General features: G+C 60.1%; 10 protein-coding genes, 3 tRNA genes and 1 pseudogene. All 14 read right to left on the bottom strand.

Annotated elements, in window-relative coordinates:
* Nucleotides 1–189: 189 nt before the first annotated feature.
* A pseudogene (locus L0U80_RS09800) lies at nt 190–441 on the bottom strand (DUF2249 domain-containing protein); the annotation flags it as partial.
* A 100-nt stretch (nt 442–541) separates the two neighbouring features.
* Nucleotides 542–1633, bottom strand: a complete 1092-nt coding sequence (locus tag L0U80_RS09805; RefSeq protein WP_233863738.1) for a DUF8744 domain-containing protein — start codon at nt 1631–1633, stop codon at nt 542–544.
* Between the two features lie 44 nt (nt 1634–1677).
* The gene (locus tag L0U80_RS09810) at nt 1678–2013 is read right to left on the bottom strand and encodes a metal-sulfur cluster assembly factor (RefSeq protein WP_233863739.1); all 336 of its coding nucleotides are present in this window, start codon (nt 2011–2013) and stop codon (nt 1678–1680) included.
* Nucleotides 2014–2088: 75 nt separating this feature from the next.
* Nucleotides 2089–4377 (bottom strand): nitric-oxide reductase large subunit, encoded by a 2289-nt coding sequence (locus L0U80_RS09815; protein WP_233863740.1) that lies wholly within the window; start codon nt 4375–4377, stop codon nt 2089–2091.
* Between the two features lie 760 nt (nt 4378–5137).
* Nucleotides 5138–10306 (bottom strand): anthrax toxin-like adenylyl cyclase domain-containing protein, encoded by a 5169-nt coding sequence (locus L0U80_RS09820; RefSeq protein ID WP_233863741.1) that lies wholly within the window; start codon nt 10304–10306, stop codon nt 5138–5140.
* A gap of 34 nt (nt 10307–10340) precedes the next feature.
* A protein-coding gene (locus tag L0U80_RS09825) for an IS3 family transposase (RefSeq protein ID WP_373322135.1) occupies nt 10341–11464 on the bottom strand; the annotation gives its coding sequence in 2 pieces (ribosomal slippage) (nt 10341–11206 and nt 11206–11464; 1125 coding nt in all).
* Between the two features lie 32 nt (nt 11465–11496).
* Nucleotides 11497–14586 (bottom strand): dermonecrotic toxin domain-containing protein, encoded by a 3090-nt coding sequence (locus L0U80_RS09830; RefSeq protein WP_233863743.1) that lies wholly within the window; start codon nt 14584–14586, stop codon nt 11497–11499.
* An 18-nt stretch (nt 14587–14604) separates the two neighbouring features.
* Nucleotides 14605–15692, bottom strand: a protein-coding gene (locus L0U80_RS09835) for an IS3 family transposase (protein ID WP_233862864.1) whose coding sequence is annotated in 2 segments (ribosomal slippage) — nt 14605–15443 and nt 15443–15692 — 1089 coding nt in all. Because the reading frame shifts where the segments join, the coding sequence is not laid out codon by codon here.
* Nucleotides 15693–15753: 61 nt separating this feature from the next.
* On the bottom strand, nt 15754–15894 hold the full coding sequence (locus tag L0U80_RS09840) for a hypothetical protein (protein ID WP_233863744.1): 141 nt from the start codon (nt 15892–15894) through the stop codon (nt 15754–15756).
* Nucleotides 15895–17182: 1288 nt separating this feature from the next.
* Nucleotides 17183–17256 (bottom strand) — tRNA-Cys (locus L0U80_RS09845).
* A 126-nt stretch (nt 17257–17382) separates the two neighbouring features.
* Nucleotides 17383–17458, bottom strand: a tRNA-Gly gene (locus tag L0U80_RS09850).
* A 59-nt stretch (nt 17459–17517) separates the two neighbouring features.
* Nucleotides 17518–17593 (bottom strand) — tRNA-Gly (locus L0U80_RS09855).
* A 180-nt stretch (nt 17594–17773) separates the two neighbouring features.
* Nucleotides 17774–18364, bottom strand: coding sequence for a CDP-diacylglycerol--glycerol-3-phosphate 3-phosphatidyltransferase (gene pgsA / locus L0U80_RS09860; protein WP_233863745.1), 591 nt, complete (start codon nt 18362–18364; stop codon nt 17774–17776).
* A 97-nt stretch (nt 18365–18461) separates the two neighbouring features.
* Complete coding sequence (gene uvrC / locus L0U80_RS09865) at nt 18462–20681, bottom strand: excinuclease ABC subunit UvrC (protein ID WP_233863747.1); 2220 nt, start codon at nt 20679–20681, stop codon at nt 18462–18464.
* Between the last annotated feature and the right edge of the window lie 171 nt (nt 20682–20852).

Consider the following 20852-nt stretch of genomic DNA (forward strand, 5'->3'; position numbering starts at 1 on the left):
GCGCCACCTGGCTTGCAGCGCGCTGGTCAAGCGCACGTGCGCCATTACTGGAATGGCGCTTCGTGCAAATCGATGAAGCGACGAACTGACGTCCGATTAACCGCCGCTGCAACCGCAGCCCGAACCCGCTCCGCCGCCGCAGGCACCGGTTTCGCGCTCCTGCGGTGCCGAGCCACCGGCGGCAGGCACAACCAGGAAGTCGATCACGACTTGCGCAGGTTGACGCTCCACGTAGTGGATTTCCACCTGGTCGCCGTAGCGCGACTGGATCTGGTTCAAGAGCGGAAGCGGGTCGTGATCGTTCACGAAGCGCATCGTTTCGCCGCGATCGAGCGACTCCAGTGCGCCGAAAATCGCGGCGTGGCGAAAACGCTTGGAGATGCCGCGTGCGTCGAAAACAAATGCGTTGCGGTTAATGGTTTCGGTCATGTGAAGCTCCATCTAAAAGTTCAAGCAAGTCCACGTCGTAACGTTAGACAGTCAAGGTGGCGTTGTTGCGCCGGTTTCGCGTGCAACTGACGAATCGGTTCGAACGCATTGTTTATCGCCTGCCCCGGCGTGCAGACCAGATTGCCGTTAGCAAAACGAAGATAAAAATCGCGAGGGCTGCGGCAGCGGCTTCGCTGCCGAAACGTCTCAGGCCAAAATCACCGTACAGAACACCGACCACGCGCGCCGCCACGGCACCGTGCAAGAGCACGAGCGGCACATAAAAGAGCGGACTGTACTTGACGCGCAAGCGGGTGACGGCGGGGAGAATGATCGGTGCGTGGCCGAACACCATTGAGAACACAAAGCCGAGCGTGAGTGCATGCAGCGCCGCGTCGTGCCACGGATGTCCTGCGACGAGTGCACCGTCGAGTCCGAGCAGGCCGCTTGCGCCAAACCAGCCGTAGCCGACCAGCAACGCAACGGCAATGAAACGTGTGAGACCGCGCTGACGTACCGTGTAGCGCGCGATGTCGTACTTCGCGAGCCACAACGCCAGCAGCAAGTAGCTCGCCGAAAAAACACGGCTGCCAAAGTCGGGCTGCCAAAGCGCGATGGCGAGCCCCGTCAGCAAGAGCGTGACGCAACCGCCGAACAGATAGGGTGCCATGGGCCGCATAGGGCGCATGCGCATCAATTCGAGCCGTTCGGCGACGATCGTCAAAACGAGAAATGCGAGCCAGGCAGGCACCGCAGAAAACGGATCGCCCGATACGATCCAGACCAGATTGCCGAAGGTCCAGCAGGCTGCGGCAATGGCAAGCGTAATCAAATAGAGCGCGAACTGTCGGCGCATCACGAAGATGCTACCGACAAGCAGCGGAATGGACGCAACAAGCAGAGCCACCTGCGCAAGCGGGACGGGTGCGCCGGCCAGCAGTAACACGCTGGCGAGCGCCGCGCCGACAGGCGCAGCAAAACACCATGCACGACCAATCGCGACGGCACGCTCGAGGCTGATGACCGCGCCGAAGAATACCGGAACCATCAGCACACCGTGCCACCCTGCTCTGGCAACGGCGTGCGCCGGCAGCGCCACGCCAAAGCGGGCAAGACCGGTGCCGAGACCACACAGCAGCGTCGCGACAATGACCGCGCCAAGCAACACGCGGGGCGCGAGCCGAAGGGGAGATCCCCTCTTCATCGGATCTGCCTGCCGGTTCGCAGCCCTGGTGGCCGGCTGGTTCGTTACTCGTCCGACCATCCCAGCACCCGGCGAGCCGCGTCGGTCATCATCGAGGGATCCCATGGCGGCTCCCATACGAGTTTGATATTGATAGCCATGCTTGCAGGTGTAAGAGCGTCGACGACCTCACGCGCGTCGTCGAGAATCACCTCGCCCATCGGGCAGGCGGGCGATGTCGGCGCGATGTCGATTTCCAGCATCTCCGGACTCACATCGACGCGAAAGACGAGACCAAGGTCAACGATGTTGACGCCGACCTCGGGATCGATCACATAACGCAGGGCCTCGCGGATTTCACTTTCGCTCGGCAGTGCTGCATTGTCGGCCGGGGACATCATGGCGCTCTCTCCTGTTCATCATCGGGGCGAGGTGCCGGCCAGCACAGGCCGGCCGCCCCCCCTCACGCCCACTGCTTAGACGCGTTGCGAGACGCGTTTGGCGGTTGCTTCCTGCGGTGCGGTCGGACCACGACCGAGCAGACGCAGTGCGAACCAGCCGAGGTACAACACGCCCATGGCGAACACGATGTCGCCCGGCACACGCACCCAGACGAGCGTCTGCATGATCGCCGAATGGATCACTTCAGGCGAACGTGCATACCAGAGGCCCTTGCTGACGCATGCCCATGCTTCGTAGATCCCCGACGGCAGGATCGAGAAGAACACCATCATGAACAGGCCGATGTTGAGCATCCAGAAGGCCGGCTTGAGCAGCGAGTCGTCCCAGGCTTGCCGTGCGGACATTCCGCGCAGGCAGAACAGCATCAGGCCGATGCCCAGCATACCGTACACACCAAAGAGTGCTGCGTGGCCGTGTGCGGGCGTCATGTTCAGGCCCTGCACGTAGTACAGCGAGATCGGCGGATTGATCGAGAAGCCGAGCAGACCGGCGCCCACCGTATTCCAGACACTGACTGCGACGAAGCAGAGAATCACCCACTTGTAGTTCTGCACCCACGGAGCAGCTTGCGAGCGGCGATAGGTTTGCCAGCCTTCCATGCCCATGATGGCGAGCGGCACCACTTCGAATGCAGAGAACACTGCGCCGAACGCGATGATGGACGTCGAGGTACCCGTGAAGTAGAGGTGATGCAGCGTGCCGAGAATGCCACCGAACAGGAAGATGATCGTTTCCATGACAATCGCGCGGTTCGCGGTTGCGGCACGAATCAGACCCAGGCGCGAGAAGATGAGCGCGATGACAGCCGTCGCGAACACTTCAAAGAAGCCTTCCACCCAGAGGTGGACAAGCCACCAACGCCAGTACTCGATCATCGAGTAGTGCGTGTTTTGGCCCCACGCGAGCGAGGACGCATAGAACAAGCCGATGCAGGTAGCCGACAGGAACATCATCGTGATGATGCCGCGGCCGCTGGTCTTCGGATCCTTGAGCGCGGGCATCAACGCACGGCCAAGGAGGAATGCCCAGAACAGGAGGCCGACGAAGAGCAGCAATTGCCAGACCCGGCCCATGCTCGTGTAAGCGAGACCTTGATTGCCGAGCCAGAAAGCGAACGACGTGCCGCGATGCTGCAGCGAGCCGAGCCAGCCGCAAACGGTCGAACCCACCACGATGAAGAGCAGTGCATAGAACAGCAGGTCCACACCGAGCTTCTGCAACTTCGGTTCACGCCCGGACAGAAGCGGCGCGATGTAGAGACCGGTTGCAAGCCATGCCGTGGCAATCCAGAGGACGCCGAACTGGGTGTGAATCGTGCGGCTCACGACCCAGGGGAGGAAATCAGCGATGGGCATCCCGAAGACACTGTGTCCTTCCACTGCGTAGTGCGCCGTCAGCGAGCCCATGGCGACCTGCGTCAGCATCAGGCCGATCACGACGTAGAAGTACTTCTTCGTCGCGCGCATGGACGGCGTCGTCTTGACGTTGAACAGCGGATCTTCGGCCGGTGCAGCGGGGACCTCTTCTTCGCTGTCATGGTGCGACGCGTGGTACCAGATCAGACCGGCGATACCCGCGAGCAGGAGGATCACACTCGCGATCGACCACATGCCGTTGGCAACCGTCGGCGTATTGGCGACGAGCGGCTCATGCGGCCAGTTGTTCGTGTAGGTGACGTCCGTTTCGCCCGGACGGTCGGTCGTGGCTGACCAGGACGACCAGAAGAAGAACGCTGCCAGTGCAGCCTGGTCGGCAGCTCCCGGCACGGAGCCGGCGTTCATCGCGTATTGATCGCGCAGCTTGTCGAAAGCCGGATCCGTTCCGAACAGCGACTCATAGTGCTTCGCGACATCGAGAATCGCGGTCGCACGCTGATCGGTCACCGCGACGTGCCCGCTCGCGGCGTCATAGCGGTTCTGGCGCATTTCGCGCTTCAGACGAGCGTCGAGCGTGCCTTGCTGCTCCGGCGTCAGCGCGTCATACGACTTGCCGAACTCTTTTTGCGCCCACAGGTCGCGCAGCGTGACGGCTTCACGATGCAGCCAGTCTGCCGACCAGTCGGGGGCGACGTAGCTGCCGTGGCCCCAGACCGTACCTACCTGCTGACCGCCGGCGGCCAGCCACACCTTCTGACCGCGCTGGACCTGTTCGCCCGTGAACAGGAGGCTGCCGCTATCGCTAACGACTGCGCTTGGGATCGGCGGCGCGACGAGGTAGATCTCGCGGCCAAGCCAGAGTAGAACGGCAAATGACGCGAGGCAGATGAGCCCCAGCCATTTCCATAACCGATTTGTTGATTGCATATTCCTCTCTCCTTCTCCAGAAAGGGATGAGTTGCGGAGACAATGTCTGCGTCAGTAGCCCGTTTTCACTGCGTTTAAAGATGCATCATTGATGCATGTTATCGGCATCATAGTTGGTGCCGAAGCCGCGTGTAAAGATGCGATTGGTCGGCGCTTGCGGCTACACAAGTTCAAAAAAAGCTAGTCGAATTAACGGTTTATGGCGTTTCGGGGGAGTGGCCGCGCTCTTTCCGTGCCAATTCGCCGCAGCGTTGAACACAATCCTCGACCTTGAAATTCGCGGGCGCGTTTGCCTCGAAGGCGCAACAAGCTCCGCCCCTGCCGTAGCCGGACTTGGGTTTTTTTCAGGCACAGGTAAAGGGAAGGCAAACGCCGTACAAGGCAGTCAGGCGGCTCAGGCGTGCGAGGAGGTGCTCCAGAACGCGGCCCGGTTCGAACGACGCCAACCCCGACACGCGGGGCGCGGAGCCTTGTCAGAATTCCAGTGACTCGTGCAAGCGCGCGCCGAGCGCGAGAGGTCGCTCACCGTCAACGTCACGGCACTCAACGTTTAGATCAATGCGGTTGTCTCGTCCGTGCCCATTTGCTTTTCCGTTGCACGTTATAGCTGTCATTGACTTCGCGCGTGCGCGCAAGGTGGTGCGGCGGCCGATCGGCCAATCGCCCGGGCACGCGCGTCAAGAAAAAAGGCTGAGCCCATCAGAGCACGGGGCTCAGCCGTTGGCCGTCTCACAGGTTACCGACCATCACCACTGCTGCTTCACGCCTTCTCCTGGTCCGTATTGCCGGTTCCTGACCCATCAGCACCACTACCTGACGTGTTCTCCTGGCCCGTCTTACCGGTTCCCGAACCATCACCACCACTGCCTGACGCCGTCCCCTGCTGGTCCGTCTTACCGGTTCCCGAACCACCACCACTGCCTGACAGGTTGTCCTGGGCATCCGAAAAGCCCTTTCGCCGCGTATCCGTGATATCGCTGTCCCAGAGCGGGTTGAGCGGGAAGTTATAACCACGGTCCTTCGCTGCCTGAATCATTTCTTTCAATTCAGCCTTGTCGTGAATAACGCAGATTTCGTCAAAGCGCCCCATTTTGTAGGGAAGAAAGAACGTTGCCGGGTAGTTCGCATCCTGATCCGTCACAGGGTTGGTCGAGTCATCGGCGTGGTGCGCAACGTTTGCACGCTCACGGCTGTCATTCGCCTTGATCTCGTCGTTGATGGCAGGGACCAGATTGGCGACGCGCTGCGACGAATTACCGAGATCCGGATCGTCGTTCTTGTGGAATTCCTTTTTATCGTCATAGGCCGGTTTCAGATTGGGATTGATGCCGTCCTTGTTCTGGTAGTTGTCCACTCGCTTCTTGAATACGTCCTGGTGCACATCGGGCGTGGGCACCCTGTCCTGTGGACCGACGTCAGCGAGATGTGGCGCGACAGCAAAAAGATCGTAATCCGCGGTGAACGGTTTCGCGCCCTTCGTAGTCGGGGCCAGGACTTCAATGGGCTGGTTGTTGCTGGTGATGGTGAAGTTCCCGTTTTTCGTCGGGGTCGCTTCGAAATAATATAGCTTCCCACTTGGCGCGACGGCACCAAAGGTGCGCACACCCTTCGAATTGGGTTCCGATACTACCGTTATGGTTCCCATATCCGAGAGCTTCTGGAGCCGGTCCCACGACAACTCGAGCGGGATTTTCGTGGCATCGCCTCCGTTGATGCTCTTTGTGATTTCCTGATTGAATTTGTCGATGCGCGCGGAATCGGTGTTTTCAAGCTTGCTGAACTTCTGGTCCGAACAGATAAGCCCCGCCTGCGGCCCCCACGATGCGCTCTTCCCTTTGATATGGAAGCCCTTCGTTTCATAACCCTCTTCGATCAAGCCGGTGGCGTATTTATCGACGGGCCGGATACTGATGATCGTGTTGTATTTGTAGGCCATCTTCTGCAGCACCGGCAAATCGACCTTGACGACGCCCGTTTCGCCCGATGTCTTCGAGACCACATCGTCGATATGCGCCGAATAATCGGGTGATGCGGGATCGGGTATGTGATTCTGCTCGACCTCTTTTTTGACCTGCAGATCGCGCTCGTGGAGACTGCCCGCGCTCGGCGTAATCACTTCCGGATTCGGGACGGTGCTCGTCGACTGGCTCGTTTGCGTCGCTGGCGCGGCCGTTGTATTCGTCGAGGTCGATGAACCCTGGCTCGCTGCGGCATTTGTCGAGGTCGATGGACCCTGACTCGCTTCGGAATTTGCCGAGGTCGACGGACCCTCGCTCGCAGCGGCATTTGTCGAGCTCGATTGACCCTGCCTCACAGCGTCACCAGTTCCCGACCCAGACGGCTGGGATTGCCCGGCAACCGTTTCCGGGCTCTGGCGTCGTGGCCCAGATGGGCCCGCGCTGGCCGGGTCGCCACCCGGCAGTCCGGGTCTGCTCCTGCCTTCGTTGAAGAACGCCGTGACATTGTCGATGTCCCGCTGGTTTTGCAGGACCGGGACAGGGTTGCGCGCTGCTGGCGCCAGGTAGTTCATCGCGTTTTGCTGGCCCTGCGGCGTGAGTCCGGGCAGTTCGCGAATGACATTATCGGTGGTCAGCTGGAGGTTCAGATTCGTCACGCCTCCCGAGCCCGATGGACCCGGCGCGGCGTCCTGCTTTTGTGCTGCGAGCATTTCTGTTCTTGCGCGGTCGATCTCCGCGTCGAATTCGTCCTGCGGAAGTTTCTCGATACGTTTCATTTCCTCCGGTGTGCGGTGGTTCTGAAGCCAGGTGATCACCGCGTCGGCATCGGGCGGAGGCGTCGGTGACGAGGCCACTCTATTCTCGAGCTCTGCCCGTTGCTGCTCACGGGCCGGTGACTGCGGCGCATCGGCACTGCCCTGCGTGGACGGAGTTGAAGACCCCGACGAGGTTGAAGACGGGGACCCGGACGGCGTTGCCACCGGCGTCAGGGGTGCGCCTTCCTCAGGCATATTCGCGCGCCGCCTGATCATCCCGAGTTCCCCTTCGACCTGGGGATCGGGCAGATCGGCAAGCCGATGAAGCTCTTCCGGAGGAAGGTTCTTCGATATCCAGCGCATTAAGTCCGGATTGGTGGGCTCATCCGGATTGACCCACCCCAGTTCGTTCCAGACTTGCTGAAGGTCACGTTCACGTAACTCGGGCAGCGGCGCATCGGCATCGACATTCTGCGCGAACGCAGACGGAGAGGATGACTGGGCGGGCGCGGATGAACCACCCGATGTGCCCGGCTGGGGGCTGGGAAGCGTGCTATCCAGACCGGCCTTGATCTCGTCGACCTTCTTCTGGCTGTTCGGAGACAACGGGGCGTTGAGGTCGAGCCCTGCCGGCAACGGAGACGGTACTGGCAGCGGCGCTTCGACATAACCGGGATCATTGCGGATCCGGCTCACGGTCGTGATGCTGACTTCGAAACGAGTGCCGATCTGGGCATTGATCAGGTGCGGGTTCTTCTGCATGTAGTCGCGGATTTCCATCTTCCGTTCGGTAGTCAGGGGAACGCCCATACCGCTGGACTTTTGCAGGCCGTTATCATGGCGCAGCCTGGAGATTGTCATTCCCGAGACGCCGCACGCCTTGCCGATATCGTCGTTGGAGTCACCGATGTTCTTGCGGATGTACTCGACGATCTCCGCCTTGCGTTGATCGGATATACCGGTGACCTTGGGGAGGCCGACTTCCTGGCGAATGGTCTCGACCAGCGACTTGGGGACATCGAACCGCGTCGCGATATCGATATCGGTCGCACCGCCAGGCTGGTTAATGGCGTTTTTGATCTGGGTTCTTGTGTCGTCCGCGAGGCTAATGGCACGGCCTGAGGTTCTCCTCAAGTTAAAGCTGTCGCGCAGGTCAGTGACTACTCTGGTCGGGATTTTGTGGATCGTGGCGACCGTGCTGTCCGCCAGACGCTGATTCCCGCGGACGGTGGCGAGAATTCTGCTCTTTAGCTGATCCGAAACGTAGAAGCCACCGTAAATACCCCCCCCCGTAAAACTCGGAGCCGCCGGCTGTTGCCCGTCGTTCGCGTTGGTCGTCGAAGTCGATGGCTGTTGCCCGTCGTTGGCATGGGTCGTCGAAGTCGACGGCTGTTGCCCGTCGTTGGCATTGGTCGTCGAAGTCGACGGCTGTTGCCCGTCGTTGGCATCAGTCCGCGAAGTCGATGGCTGCTGCCCGTCGTTGGCATGGGTCGTCGAAGTCGATGGCTGTTGCCCGTCGTTGGCTTCGGTCCGCGTGCGCTTGGGCTGCGATGGACCATCGCCGCCCGGCGCGCCGCCCAAAAGTCTGAGCCTGCCGCCTTCTTCGTTAAAGAACCGCGTGAGGGCGGCTACGTCCTGCTTGTCCTGTATGACCAGCGGCGGGTTCCCGTTTTCGGTGAAGTAGCGCGCCGCATTCAGGTGGCCCTGCGCCGTGAGCCCGGGTAGTTCGCTGGTAACATTCCCCGCGTTCAGCCGGACCTCGGGAACGGTGCTGCCGCTGGCTGGCGATGAAGCGGGCGTGCCTGAAGGTGTCGCCGGTTGATCCGTGGCGGGCTTGCCCGTGCTCGTCTGCGACGTGGCGGGTTTCGGTTCGGATGCCTTATCGGTCCGGACGTCGGGGCCGGTGCTGCCGCCGTCAGGCGATGAGGCGGGCGTGCCTGCCGGTGTCGCCGGTTGATCCGTGGCGGGCTTGCCCGTGCCCGATTGCGGCGTGGCCGGTTTCGGCCCGGACGCGTCATCGGCATCGGCGTACGGGAAGTCGTAGTTCTCGCCGAACGGCTTTTGTCCGTCCGGTGCTTCGGGCGCCTTGGTCTTGTCTTTCGCCGCTGCGGCATCGGCTTTGTACAGCGTGAAGGAATCCGGAGCCATGACGCCCTTGTCCGAATAGGCCGTGTCGAAGTACGGTTCCAGACCTTTGCTCAACGTGTCTTCGTTTCCGTACTTGAAAACGCCATTGTTCGAATCGAATAACTGGTATTGCTGATCTTTGGTCCGCTGGACCACCAGCATGTGACCCGTATCCAGCATCTCACCGTGCTTGCCCCGGATCTTCGTTCTCAGCAGGGCAACGTCGCCTGGCGCCATGCCCCGGATATCGTTTTCCAGCGCATTGATCGACATCTGCCGGTCCGCGTCATAGCGCTTCGTCGGCTGCTGGTTAAGATTCTGGAACGCCGTCAGCTTCGGATTCCACTGCTGGCCCACTATGCTGACCATCAGCGCCTTCCGCTCGGGACCGTGTTTCCCCAAACCCCGCCTGATATCCAGCACCGCGGACGATAGATCCTGTCCCGATGCCGAACCACGGTCAATACGCTTTATGGCTTCGAGAGAAAGCCCCTGGCACACCCCATCCGGATTGGAAGGCTTGAATGCTGAATAATTGTCTTGGTCGAACTTCTTGTACGAAAGCGCCGTTGTCTTGAGCGCATCGCCCCCTCTGTTCGCCCGGAAGTTTTTCCAGCCGGCCTGTGTCGGCGACTCCACGGTCTTGCGCGGTTGGGTCGCGGGCGCATCGGCCGTGGTCGCCTTCGGGGCGTCTTGCGTTCCCCCTTTCTGGTCGACCTTCGGCTTGCCCGGGTCGCCGGCTCCCTCTTGCGAGATTTTATTCGGGCGAGCGGTCGGCTTTGAACCCGTTGGCGCTTTCGAAGTCCTGGTCGACGTAACCTTGGGAATTCTTATGGTCAGGTTAACGGGTTTGGTGCTTTTAGGAAATGCAATTCTAAAGGACATTGTTTTGCCGCCGAGCCCGTCAGTCTTGACTGGCCCTGCGGAAACAATATCCTTCAACGTATCGAGCATGGATGTCGCGTCTTCAAGCTTCGGACGCTGGGCTTTAAGAGAAGTGGCAGTCATGCCTCCAAACGCTTGCGCAGCACCTCTGGCCGGTCCCCAAATCGGGATAAAATATTCAAGCGCGCGGCCCAGGTGTTCCATAAACGCCTGGGCAAATTCTGACCTGCCCCCGGTATTAGTACGAAGCGCCGTTAGAGTCCGAGGTTAATAATTCCTTCGTTTCGTGCGCCTGCGCGAACTGCGCTGGCGCCAGATACCCGAGCGAACTGTGAGGGCGCTCGGTGTTGTACTCGATACGCCAATCTTCAATCAACCGCCTGGCGTGACGCATGGAAACGAACCAGTGCTCGTTCAGGCATTCGTCCCGGAATCGCCCGTTGAAGCTCTCGATGTAGGCGTTTTCCACCGGCCTGCCGGGCCGGATGAACGACAGCGTTACGCCCACTTCGTAAGCCCATGCATCCAGCACCTTACCAGCGAACTCCGGGCCGTTGTCCACCGTGATGGACCCGGGCAAGCCGCGCATCTCGCTTAACCGTTCAAGCACCTGCTTGACCCGTTGACCCGGCAATGAGGTATCGACCTCGATAGCCAGGCACTCACGCGTGTAATCGTCGACCACGTTCAGGCAGCGAAAGCGCCGACCATAAGCCAGCCCGTCGCTGACGAAGTCCATCGACCAGCTCTGGTTCGGCCCCGTTGGCACCGGCAGCGGTTTGCGCTCGACAGCGGCTATGCGCTTGCGTCGCCGCTTGCGCACGCTCAGTCCAGCCTTGCTATACAGCCGCCAGATGCGTTTATGGTTTGCCAGCCAGCCCTCGCGCTGCAACAGAACATGAATCCGGCGATAGCCGTAGCGACGCTTTTGCGCGGCGATGGCCATCATCCGGCCAGTCAGCACTTCGTCGTCGACCCGGCGGCGCGACTCATACTGAAACAGCGAGCGCGAAATCCCTACCAGCCCGCAGGCCCGGGTGACACCCATGGCGCGTTCGGTCATCAATATCTGGACCGCTTCGCGTTTGGCCTGCGGGCTTGCTATTTTCGCGACAGAAGGTCCTTCAACGCAGAATTGTCGAGCATCGACTCGGCCAGCAGACGCTTGAGCTTGCTGTTCTCCTGCTCCAGCTCCTTCAGGCGCTGCGCATCGGAAACCGTCATGCCGCCGAATTTCGCCTTCCAGTTGTAGTAGGTCGCTTCCGAGATGCCGTGCTTGCGGCACAGCTCTGCTGGCTTCAGGCCCGCCTCGCCTTCCTTCAGCACGCCAATAATCTGTTCTTCGGTGAATCGCTTCTTCATGACCGCTCCTTGTCGGAACGGACTCTACACCGTCAGCGTACTAATCTCGGGGGGCAGGTCAATTCCCCCCCGCCCATCTTCTTCGTCATGCCCACCAACGTCTTGCCGATTGGGTTATCGCCCCATTCGTTCAGTACCTTTCGCCTTTCGGGGGTAGCATTGGGTTCGGTAAGTTGCAGAGCAGAGCCAAGCGGATTGCCCAATTGCTCGGCGACATATACTGCGATGATATGGTTTGAAAAAGCCTCGGCAGAAGCCTCCGTCTTGAAGCTGTGCACCTTGCCTTCGAAATCCTCAACGCTCCAGATCCGAGGCTTCGGTACATAATGGCCGCTGTATTCGGACCATTCCTTGAAGTCGTGCCTGACGCCAGTATTGAAATCCTCGATGGCACGACGTTTTATCGCGATTCCGCCAAAACCTTCCGGAGCATTTTTCCTTGCCCGCTCAAGGAAATAATCGAACCCCGGCGGCCAGTTGTAGTCTCGCCATCCGCCGATGTCACGAAGATAAAGCGCTGCCGTATCGGCATTCGAGGTCAGGATGTCCGCCCGGGCCACATCGTCGTTCAGCAGTTTATTGCGGGCTTCCTGCCTGTCCTTGTCGTTATATATCCAGTTGATATGGCTCGCGTATTTTTCCTTGTTTGCCGAAGTCCAGCCGTTGTATACCTTTACTGCTTCCGAATGCGTGTGATCGTCGACAGCGACGTCGGATCCATAGCCCAGAACGTACCGGACCGAGTCGTCGTCGAGCCTGGTCGGCTCCCTGCCGAGCACCTGCCGGCAGGTGGCGTCGTTCGGTACGCTGAGCTTGAGCTGATGCAGGGCGGTTCTGGCCGAGGTCAGGGCAAATCCATCGTGCGTCGGCTCCACCATGGTGGTCATGAAATCCTGCGTATTGGCCGACATGCGCGTGAGCTGGTTCATGATGGAATCCACCAGATCCGCGTTATATCTTTTTCCTGCTTCAGCGTCTGAAAGCTTGCTGCGTCCCATATCGGACGCTTCGAGGTTGATCGCCATCTTGCGGCGATCCTTGAGGTTGCTGAACGCCTGGACAGGCCACCGCCTTTCATTTTCCGGAACCGGTTTGCTCTTGTCGCCTCGTTCGAAGAATTCAATGTCCCGGTAATCGCTCTCCTTCATGAGCTTGAATCGCTCGAATGCATCCGAAGCCAGATGCCCGAGGCGCTCATAGGCCTGATTCACTGCATTTTCGTCAACCGTGTCGAGCGACTGGATCAGCGACGCAAGAATGTCGACTTTCTTGTTCGGGTCGTGGAGCCGCTTGTTGGCATCGTCCAGTCGCCGGTACACCTCGTCGAGCGAATTCTGGAGTCGCTGGAAACCCGTTTTGTCCTTCCCGGTAGCCGACACGTCCCTGACTGCGCTGAGCGACGTATACAACGTCGGAGTCGTCTGACCCGTGATCTCCTGGATCTTTCCGGTGAATTCGTTCATGGCCTCCGCCGCGTTGCCGGGCGGAAACGGGGTCGTGCTGAAATCCTTCTGCCGCGGGCCGTCGTAAGACGAAGTCGAGGGGGGTTGTGCTTTCACTGCGGCCGCCGACGATTCAGGCGCCAGCAGCAACGTGGCCGCGACACTCATTCCCGGCGCCTCGTTGATGGCCTGGCGCCGGAAGTCCGTGTCAGCGGCGAAGGCACCCCCGCCCTCGCTGCCCACGAGTTCCGCAAAGCTTCCTGCCGACAGCGTGCGCGAAATCGGTTTGGTCAGCGAGTCGGTGTGGCCGCTGATCATATTCTTCAGCCAGATGTCATGTGTCTCGTGCTTGAGGCTGATTTGAGTGAGATCCTCATCGTTGCGGTTCCGGATACGGTCTGCCATATCCGAAAACGCATCGCCACTGATCTCCTCATTCGCCATGTTGATGCTGCCCGAATCCCATGCGCCGGAGGCCAGATTCTCAAGCGCCTCATTGATGCCGGATTTTGATAAGGCACCCCAGTTTCCGCTGCTGCGATCGTAGGCGGAGAAATGGCTCGCCAGTTCCTGCCGCGCAGCGGGATCCTTCGTCTGGGCAATCACCCATTTGTCCAGGGCGGCTTCGTTCTTGAATTCATAGAACGACTGCTTCGATCCGGGAATATAGAGTACGGTGCGGCCGTCCTTGCCCACCATGCGAATAATGTCGGTGGCCGTATATTTGTCGATATCGAAGCGCCGTACCTTCACGGATGCGTCCGGCGTGGCCTCGGCTTCCATGTCCTTCATTTTGGCGGGCTTGTCCAGCGCAACGTTGCTCGCGGCGCCCTTCATCGCGATTTCGTAGCCTTGCCTGGAAAGCTGGCCGTCGACGGACGCCTTTTTCGCCAGCGCCGAAAATTCGAATTTCGCCATCTCCCGCCACTGCGGCTTCTGCGCCTCCCAGAACGATTTCTGCTTCTCGTTCAGGTGTTGCTCGAGCTTTTCACCCTGGAACATCGACCTTAAATCTGTTGGCAGGATTTTGACCTCGTTGTTCGCGCCGTAGGTCGTCGCATTACTTGATGTGTACAGGCCGTGATAGGAGTTCAATGTGCCCGCATAGCTGTTTGCCCATTGGTCATCTGCGCCCTTGAGGAGAAAATCGGTCAACGACATGAACTGTTCCACCTGGCTGGCCTTGTGCTGCCAGCCGGTAACGCTTTTATTGCCCTCCGGAGACGCCTCTCCGCCGGAAAAACGCACAAGGTAGGTCTGGTTGGGATCGATGTCGAGACCGGTCTTTGCCTTGATCGTGTCGCGGATGAAGTTGCTGGCCTGGACCATGACATCGGATGGGGCCTTTTCCTTGAATACCTTGGTCCGGTCAAACAAGTCCTGGAATTCATCCTGTACGTCCGACGTGATTGATTCCGGATCGACATGGATCTTGTCGATGTCCTGTGAATCCGCATCCGCATCTCCGTCGGCACTCAAGGCGGAGACCGTCGGCTCAGGGTTTTCCGGCGGGGCGTCGCGTCTGACGATGTGATGGGTCGACGACACCGACGCAACCGGTGCGGACGATTTCGACTGCGCAACGGAACCCCCGTTTTTTTTCGCCGAACCATCGCCTTTCTGATTTTTCGTTCCTTTATCGGAATCCTGCGATGATATGGTAATGCCCCCGTTTTCCACGGTGGGCAGAAGTAGAAACTAAGCGGCCATGGCCAGCCGCTGCTTCGGGGTAAAACCGCCCAATGCCATATTCGGGCGCTCGTGATTGTAAATCCACATCCAGTCGGCCGCCGCTTCGCGAACCTGCTCCAGGTCTTCCCACAGATACTGCGACAACCATTCGTACCGAGCAGTCCGGTTGAACCGTTCGATATACGCATTCTGCTGCGGCTTGCCCGGCTCGATGTATTCCAACCGGATGCCTTGCTTCTGCGTCCACGTCACGATGGCCGCGCTCAGATATTCCGGGCCGTTGTCGCACCGGATGACCTTCGGCTTGCCTCGCCATTCCATATGCTGCTTCAGCGTGCGAATCACCCGCTCGGATGGCAACGAGAAATCCACCTCGATGCCCAGCGCCTCGCGGTTGAAATCATCAATCACGTTCAGCGTCCGGATACTGCGCCCGTCAACCAGCTGGTCATGCATGAAGTCCATCGACCACACTTCATTGATGGCCTCCGGTACCGATAGCGGCTGCGGCGTTTCCCGCACCAGCCGCTTTTTCGGCTTGATGCGCAGGTTCAGCTCCAGCTCGCGGTAAATCCGGTAAATGCGCTTATGGTTCCAGCCGAATCCCTTCACGTTACGCAGGTAGAAGTAGCACAGCAGAAAACCCCAGTTGCGATGGCAACCCGTGATACGCAGCAGCCAGTTGGCAATCTCTTCGTTCTCCGTGTTCAACTTCGCCTCGTACCGGTAGCACGACTCGCTGATGCCAAACGCCGCGCACGCCACACGAATTGACACGCGCCGCTGTTGCACAACCCGCTTTGCCATCTCGCGCCGACGAGATGGCTTCAGAACTTTTTTTGCAGTGCCTCCGAGGCAATCTCAGCCTTGAGCTTCTCCTCGATGTACATCTTGCGAAGCCGGGCATTCTCCGCCTCCAGTTCCTTCATGCGCGACATCATCGACGCGTCCATGCCGCCGTACTTCGAGCGCCATTTATAAAACGTCGCCGAACTGATGCCCAGCTCCCGGCACAGCTCCGGCACCGCCAGTCCGGCCTCCGCGCGCTTGAGCGCCTCCAGTATCTGGCTGTCCGTGAATCTCGACTTCTTCATCTGCAGAACTCCCTCTTAACGAGAAAATTCTACTTCTCCCGACGATGGATTTGCGGGGGCATTACCATATCCGCTGCTGTTTTGCATTGGCGGGGAGTAGTACGGAGGCATTTTCCTTCGCGGTGTTATCTTTTTGAGCGGAGTCTTTGTATTGGTCCTGGGTATAAAGCTGGATAGGTGAAACATTTTGATTAACTTGCATCGTGTTCTCCAATGATTCGAAAGCGCGTTGTTCGAGCGAGGCGGATCCAGACATGCATCCGCCACTTTCCGGGCTATTGAGAGACGCTCACGACCCATCATCCTGAGTCATGCGCTGCCGCATCCCTTCTTTTTCTTTTATTAATTCGTTATCCGAATGTTTTCAGATCCGGGTTTTCTCTTCGAGGGGCAGATTTTCCCGAATCCACTGCAACTTCGCGTCGATTACGGCCTGAGCCCTCAACCTTCCCGTGTGTTCGTTCTGGATAGACCAGGATTCGCGCCGGCACTCTCGATCTGGTCGAGAGGCAGGGTCTCCAGAATCCAATCGATTATTGTTTCGTTATCCATGGCATTGTCGGCGGCCTCGTCCGGTGAGATCCGGGCAGATGGTGTTCGCCGATCCTGCGTCTGAAACGGCACGGCAACCGAGGTAGAGGTGCGCTGCACCTCATAGTGTTGCTCGCGAATCCGTTGGCACATTTGCCTGATAAGCCGCTTCGCCCCCGAAAACGCCTGCTTATCTCATGGGTTGACTCGTCTGCGTGCCCGCGACGGTACGCATTGATTTCAGCCTTGCACTCCGGCGTCAAGGCGACACCGGCGCCACGGGTGCTGCGCAGGCCGAAAATGTTGTGAAAGGCGCTGATCGTCGCCCGGGAGACGCCGAACAGCGCGGCGATTCGCACACCCTGTTGTACCGGATGTCCGCCGAGAGGCGAGACCGAAGCGGCTAGCGCAGACTTCGGTGAAGACTCGTTGCGCTGGGGATTTTTGTTCTGGATGTGCGCGGGCTGTTGAATGGAAGGATTGGTTTGCATATCTCGATCTCCGTGGATAGGCGAGATCAGTTTCGATGCGCGCGAACACGCTGCGGCAATACAGGCGCATAGACAACACAAGCGAAACGAGCATTTTTGCCGCCCCACCGGCACCGACTCTCAACCGCGCCGTCCCCGAACTCTCCTGACTCGGTGTCTCAGCGATCCGCGCTCATCGCGCAACTGCGGCTGGCGCAAACAGGGAAGACCTTCATGACTCGCCGCCAGCAAGCCGGTGGAGAACGGGTATAGCGAGGCGAGGGCTTCGACAGACGCTTTCGGGATCAATGCCTGAACGAGCACGGGTTCGTATCGATGCGTCACACCCGGCGCTTGATTGAATTCGGACTATGGCCGCGGGTAAGTGAGTACGATTCCAGGTACCCCAAAATTCAATAGGGACGAAACGCAAAAAAAAAACGCAAAAAAAGAAAAAGCCACCCGAAGGTGGCTTTTTCTTTTCTTACCTGGAGGCGCGAGCCGGAGTCGAACCGGCCTACACGGCTTTGCAGGCCGCTGCATAACCGCTTTGCTATCGCGCCAGAAGCGGACTGCCGATACTGGGACGCTTGCTTGCGCCCGCTACGACCGGACAGATTTCTTCGACGGCCCGATGCACGAACATGGTCCGCCAAACAAAAGGGGAAGCGTTGCTTCCCCGGTATAGCTGGAGCGGGAGACGAGTCTCGAACTCGCGACCTCAACCTTGGCAAGGTTGCGCTCTACCAACTGAGCTACTCCCGCGTTGTACTGCTGGATCCTGCTTTACGGCTCTGACTACACAGTCGCCAGAACCTGAATTCTGGAGCGGGAGACGAGTCTCGAACTCGCGACCTCAACCTTGGCAAGGTTGCGCTCTACCAACTGAGCTACTCCCGCATTCTGCTGCTGATCTACCAACTATCTTCAGCTATCTCCACCGCATCTTCTTGCTTGTTGCTGCTTCGCCAGAGTGTCGTGCAGCGGAGAAGTGAGATTATGTATAAGCCGCTGAATCGTGTCAACCCCTGCGCGTAATCTTTTTCAGGCGTGTGACTAAACGAATGCGTGCAAACTCGCCTAAAGACTCCCGCGCTCGCGGATTTGCGGCCATGCGAGCTTCATGTAGTACAGCATCGACCAGATCGTCAGGAACGCTGCAACGTAGATGAGCCAGGTGCCCCACACGCGCGAATCGAAAAGCGTTACGCCGCCGATCGTGAGCGGCGCGTAGAAGAGCAGCATCGGAATCGCCACCATCTGACATGCGGTCTTGAACTTGCCGAGCGAATTCACGGCGACACTCTTCGACGCTCCGATCTGCGCCATCCATTCGCGCAGCGCCGAGATCGCGATCTCGCGGCCGACGATCACCAGAGCGATCGCCGCATCAAGCCGCCCGAGGTGCACGAGCATCAGGAGGGCCGCGGTGACCATCAGCTTGTCCGCGACGGGATCGAGGAACGCGCCAAACGACGACGTCTGGTTCCACTTGCGCGCGAGGTAGCCGTCGAACCAGTCGGTCAGCGCCGCCAGCACGAAGATCAGCATCGCCGCGATGTTCTGGTGCATCGGGGTCAGCACCGTCGGCGGCAGATAGAACACGCCAACGACGAGCGGGATCAGCACGATCCGCAGCCACGTCAGGAGAATCGGAATATTGAACGGCATCGGCGGGCGCTGTCTGTCGAGGGAGATGCAATTGTGCCGTGTCGTCGCACCTGCCACAAGCAACTGTAAGGTCGCGCCGGTCAGACGCGTCCCGGGTTCAGTGAAGCTGCTGGTATATCTGTTCAGCGAGAGCGCGCGAAATGCCCTCGACGCTCTCCAGATCCTCGACGCTCGCCGCCATCACGCCGCGCAGCCCGCCGAAGCGCGCGAGCAGGCGCTGGCGGCGCTTCGCGCCTACGCCTTCGAGTTCTTCGAGGCGCGAAGTCTGGCGCGTTTTGCCGCGCTTCGCACGCATGCCGGTGATGGCGAAACGGTGCGCCTCGTCGCGGATCTGCGCGACCAGCATCAGCGCCGCACTCTCCTTGCCGAGTTCGAGCGGCGCGCGGCCGTCGGCGAACACGAGCGTCTCGAGACCCACCTTGCGGCCCTCGCCCTTCGCCACGCCCACGAGCATCGCAGGGTCAAGACCCAGTTCGGTAAACACCTGCCGCGCGACTTCCACCTGCCCCTTGCCGCCATCGATCAGCACGATATTCGGCAGCAGGGCGCCCGCCGCGACCGCCCCTTCGGGGCTCGCCGTGGGATCGGCAGGGTCGGCGCCTGGCTGCGACTGCGCCTCACCGGTCTCGTTACTCGCGGCCTGCTCGACCATCTTCTCGTAGCGGCGCGTGAGGACCTGGCGCATCGCTGCGTAATCGTCGCCGGGCGTGATGCCCGTGATGTTGTAGCGACGGTACTCGCTCGACTGCATCTTGTGATGGTGAAAGACCACACACGACGCCTGGGTCGCCTCGCCCATCGTGTGACTGATGTCGAAGCATTCAATGCGCAGTTGCGCTAGATCATCGAGTTCGAGTGTGAGCAGTCCCGCGAGCGAGCGTGTGCGTGCCTGCTGGGAACCCTGCTCCGAAAGCAGCCGTGCGAGCGCGAGCCGCGCATTCTGCTCGGCCATGGCGAGCCACGCTCGCTTTTGCCCCTGCGGCTGACGCAGCAGCGTGATCTTGTGACCGGCTTGTTCGGTGAGCACATCGACGAGTTCGCGGTTCGCCGGCGGGTGGCTCACGACGAGCACCGGCGGCACGCGATGGCCGAAGTAATGCTGCGCGATGAAGGCGTCGAGCACTTCGGATTCGATGCCGACTTCGCCCTTCTTGCGGCCTGCCGCTGGCGGCGTTGCCGCGTCGCCTTCGTCCTCTTCGCTGCCTTCCCCGGCGTTTGCTTCGGAGTCGGCCGTTTCAGGCTCCGGCGGCAGCTCCGCTGCTATCGCGAGCGGATCGGCCACCGCGCCCGCCTCCTCGTCATCGGTATCCTGTTGCGCCGACAGCCCCGCCGCCGCTTCGAGCGCCCTGCGCGCAAGCGACGGCAATGACGTCAAGGCCGTTGCTGCCAGGACCGCCTCGCTATCGACGTCCTCGGCTACACCACCCTCTTCGTCCGTCAACGCGCGTTCGACGTGCGCCGGGAAATACGCCTTGTCACCGAGATGCCGCCCGCCGCGCACCATCGCGAGATTCACACAGACACGCCCGCCGAGCGCCACGACGGCGAGGATATCGACGTCGCTCTCGCTGCCCGTCTCGATCGCCTGCTGATGCAGCACCGTCGCAAGCGAACTCATCTGGTTACGCACGCCCGCCGCCTGCTCGAACTTGAGCTCGGCTGCGAACGCGTGCATCTTCGTTTCGAGTTCCTTCAACACCTCGTTCTGCCGCCCGAGCAGGAATCGCGACGCGTTGCTCACATCGCGCGCGTAGTCCTCCTCGCTGATCGCGCCGACGCACGGCGCCGTGCAGCGCCCGATCTGATGGAGCAGGCACGGCCGCGTCCGGTTGCTGAACACCGAGTCCTCGCAGGTGCGCAGCTGGAAAACACGCTGCAGGATCTGGATGCTCTCGCGCACCGCCGACGCACTCGGAAACGGGCCGAAGTACTGATTATTGCGATCGACGGCGCCGCGGTAGTACGCCATGCGAGGAAACCTGTGACCCGTGAGCTTGAGGAACGGATACGACTTGTCGTCGCGAAACAGGATGTTGTAGCGCGGCGTGAGCGCCTTGATGAGGTTGTTTTCGAGCAGCAGCGCTTCGGCCTCGGACCGCGTGACCGTGGTCTCGATCCGCACGATGCGCGTCACCATCATCGCGATGCGCGGCGAAAGTTGCGTCTTCGTGAAGTAGCTCGAAACGCGCTTCTTCAGATCGCGCGCCTTGCCGACGTAGAGCACCGTGCCCTGGGCGTCGTAATAGCGATAGACGCCGGGCAGATGCGGCAACTGCGCCAGCGTCTTCTTCGGGTCGAAAACTTCGGAATCGGTCATCCAGTTTCGGGGTCTCGGGGGACAGGTCGTGTCGTCGTTCGCGACGCGCTCACCTGGTCACCTATGTAACGGGTGTGTCCCGGGGATATCTTAGAATCGCCAGTTTAGATCATTCCGCTCCGGGCCGAACCGGCTACAACGGCTGCCGCGTGGACACACCGACCACGCGCC

Source organism: Paraburkholderia adhaesiva (assembly GCF_021390575.1).
GTDB classification, from domain to species: Bacteria; Pseudomonadota; Gammaproteobacteria; order Burkholderiales; family Burkholderiaceae; genus Paraburkholderia; species Paraburkholderia adhaesiva.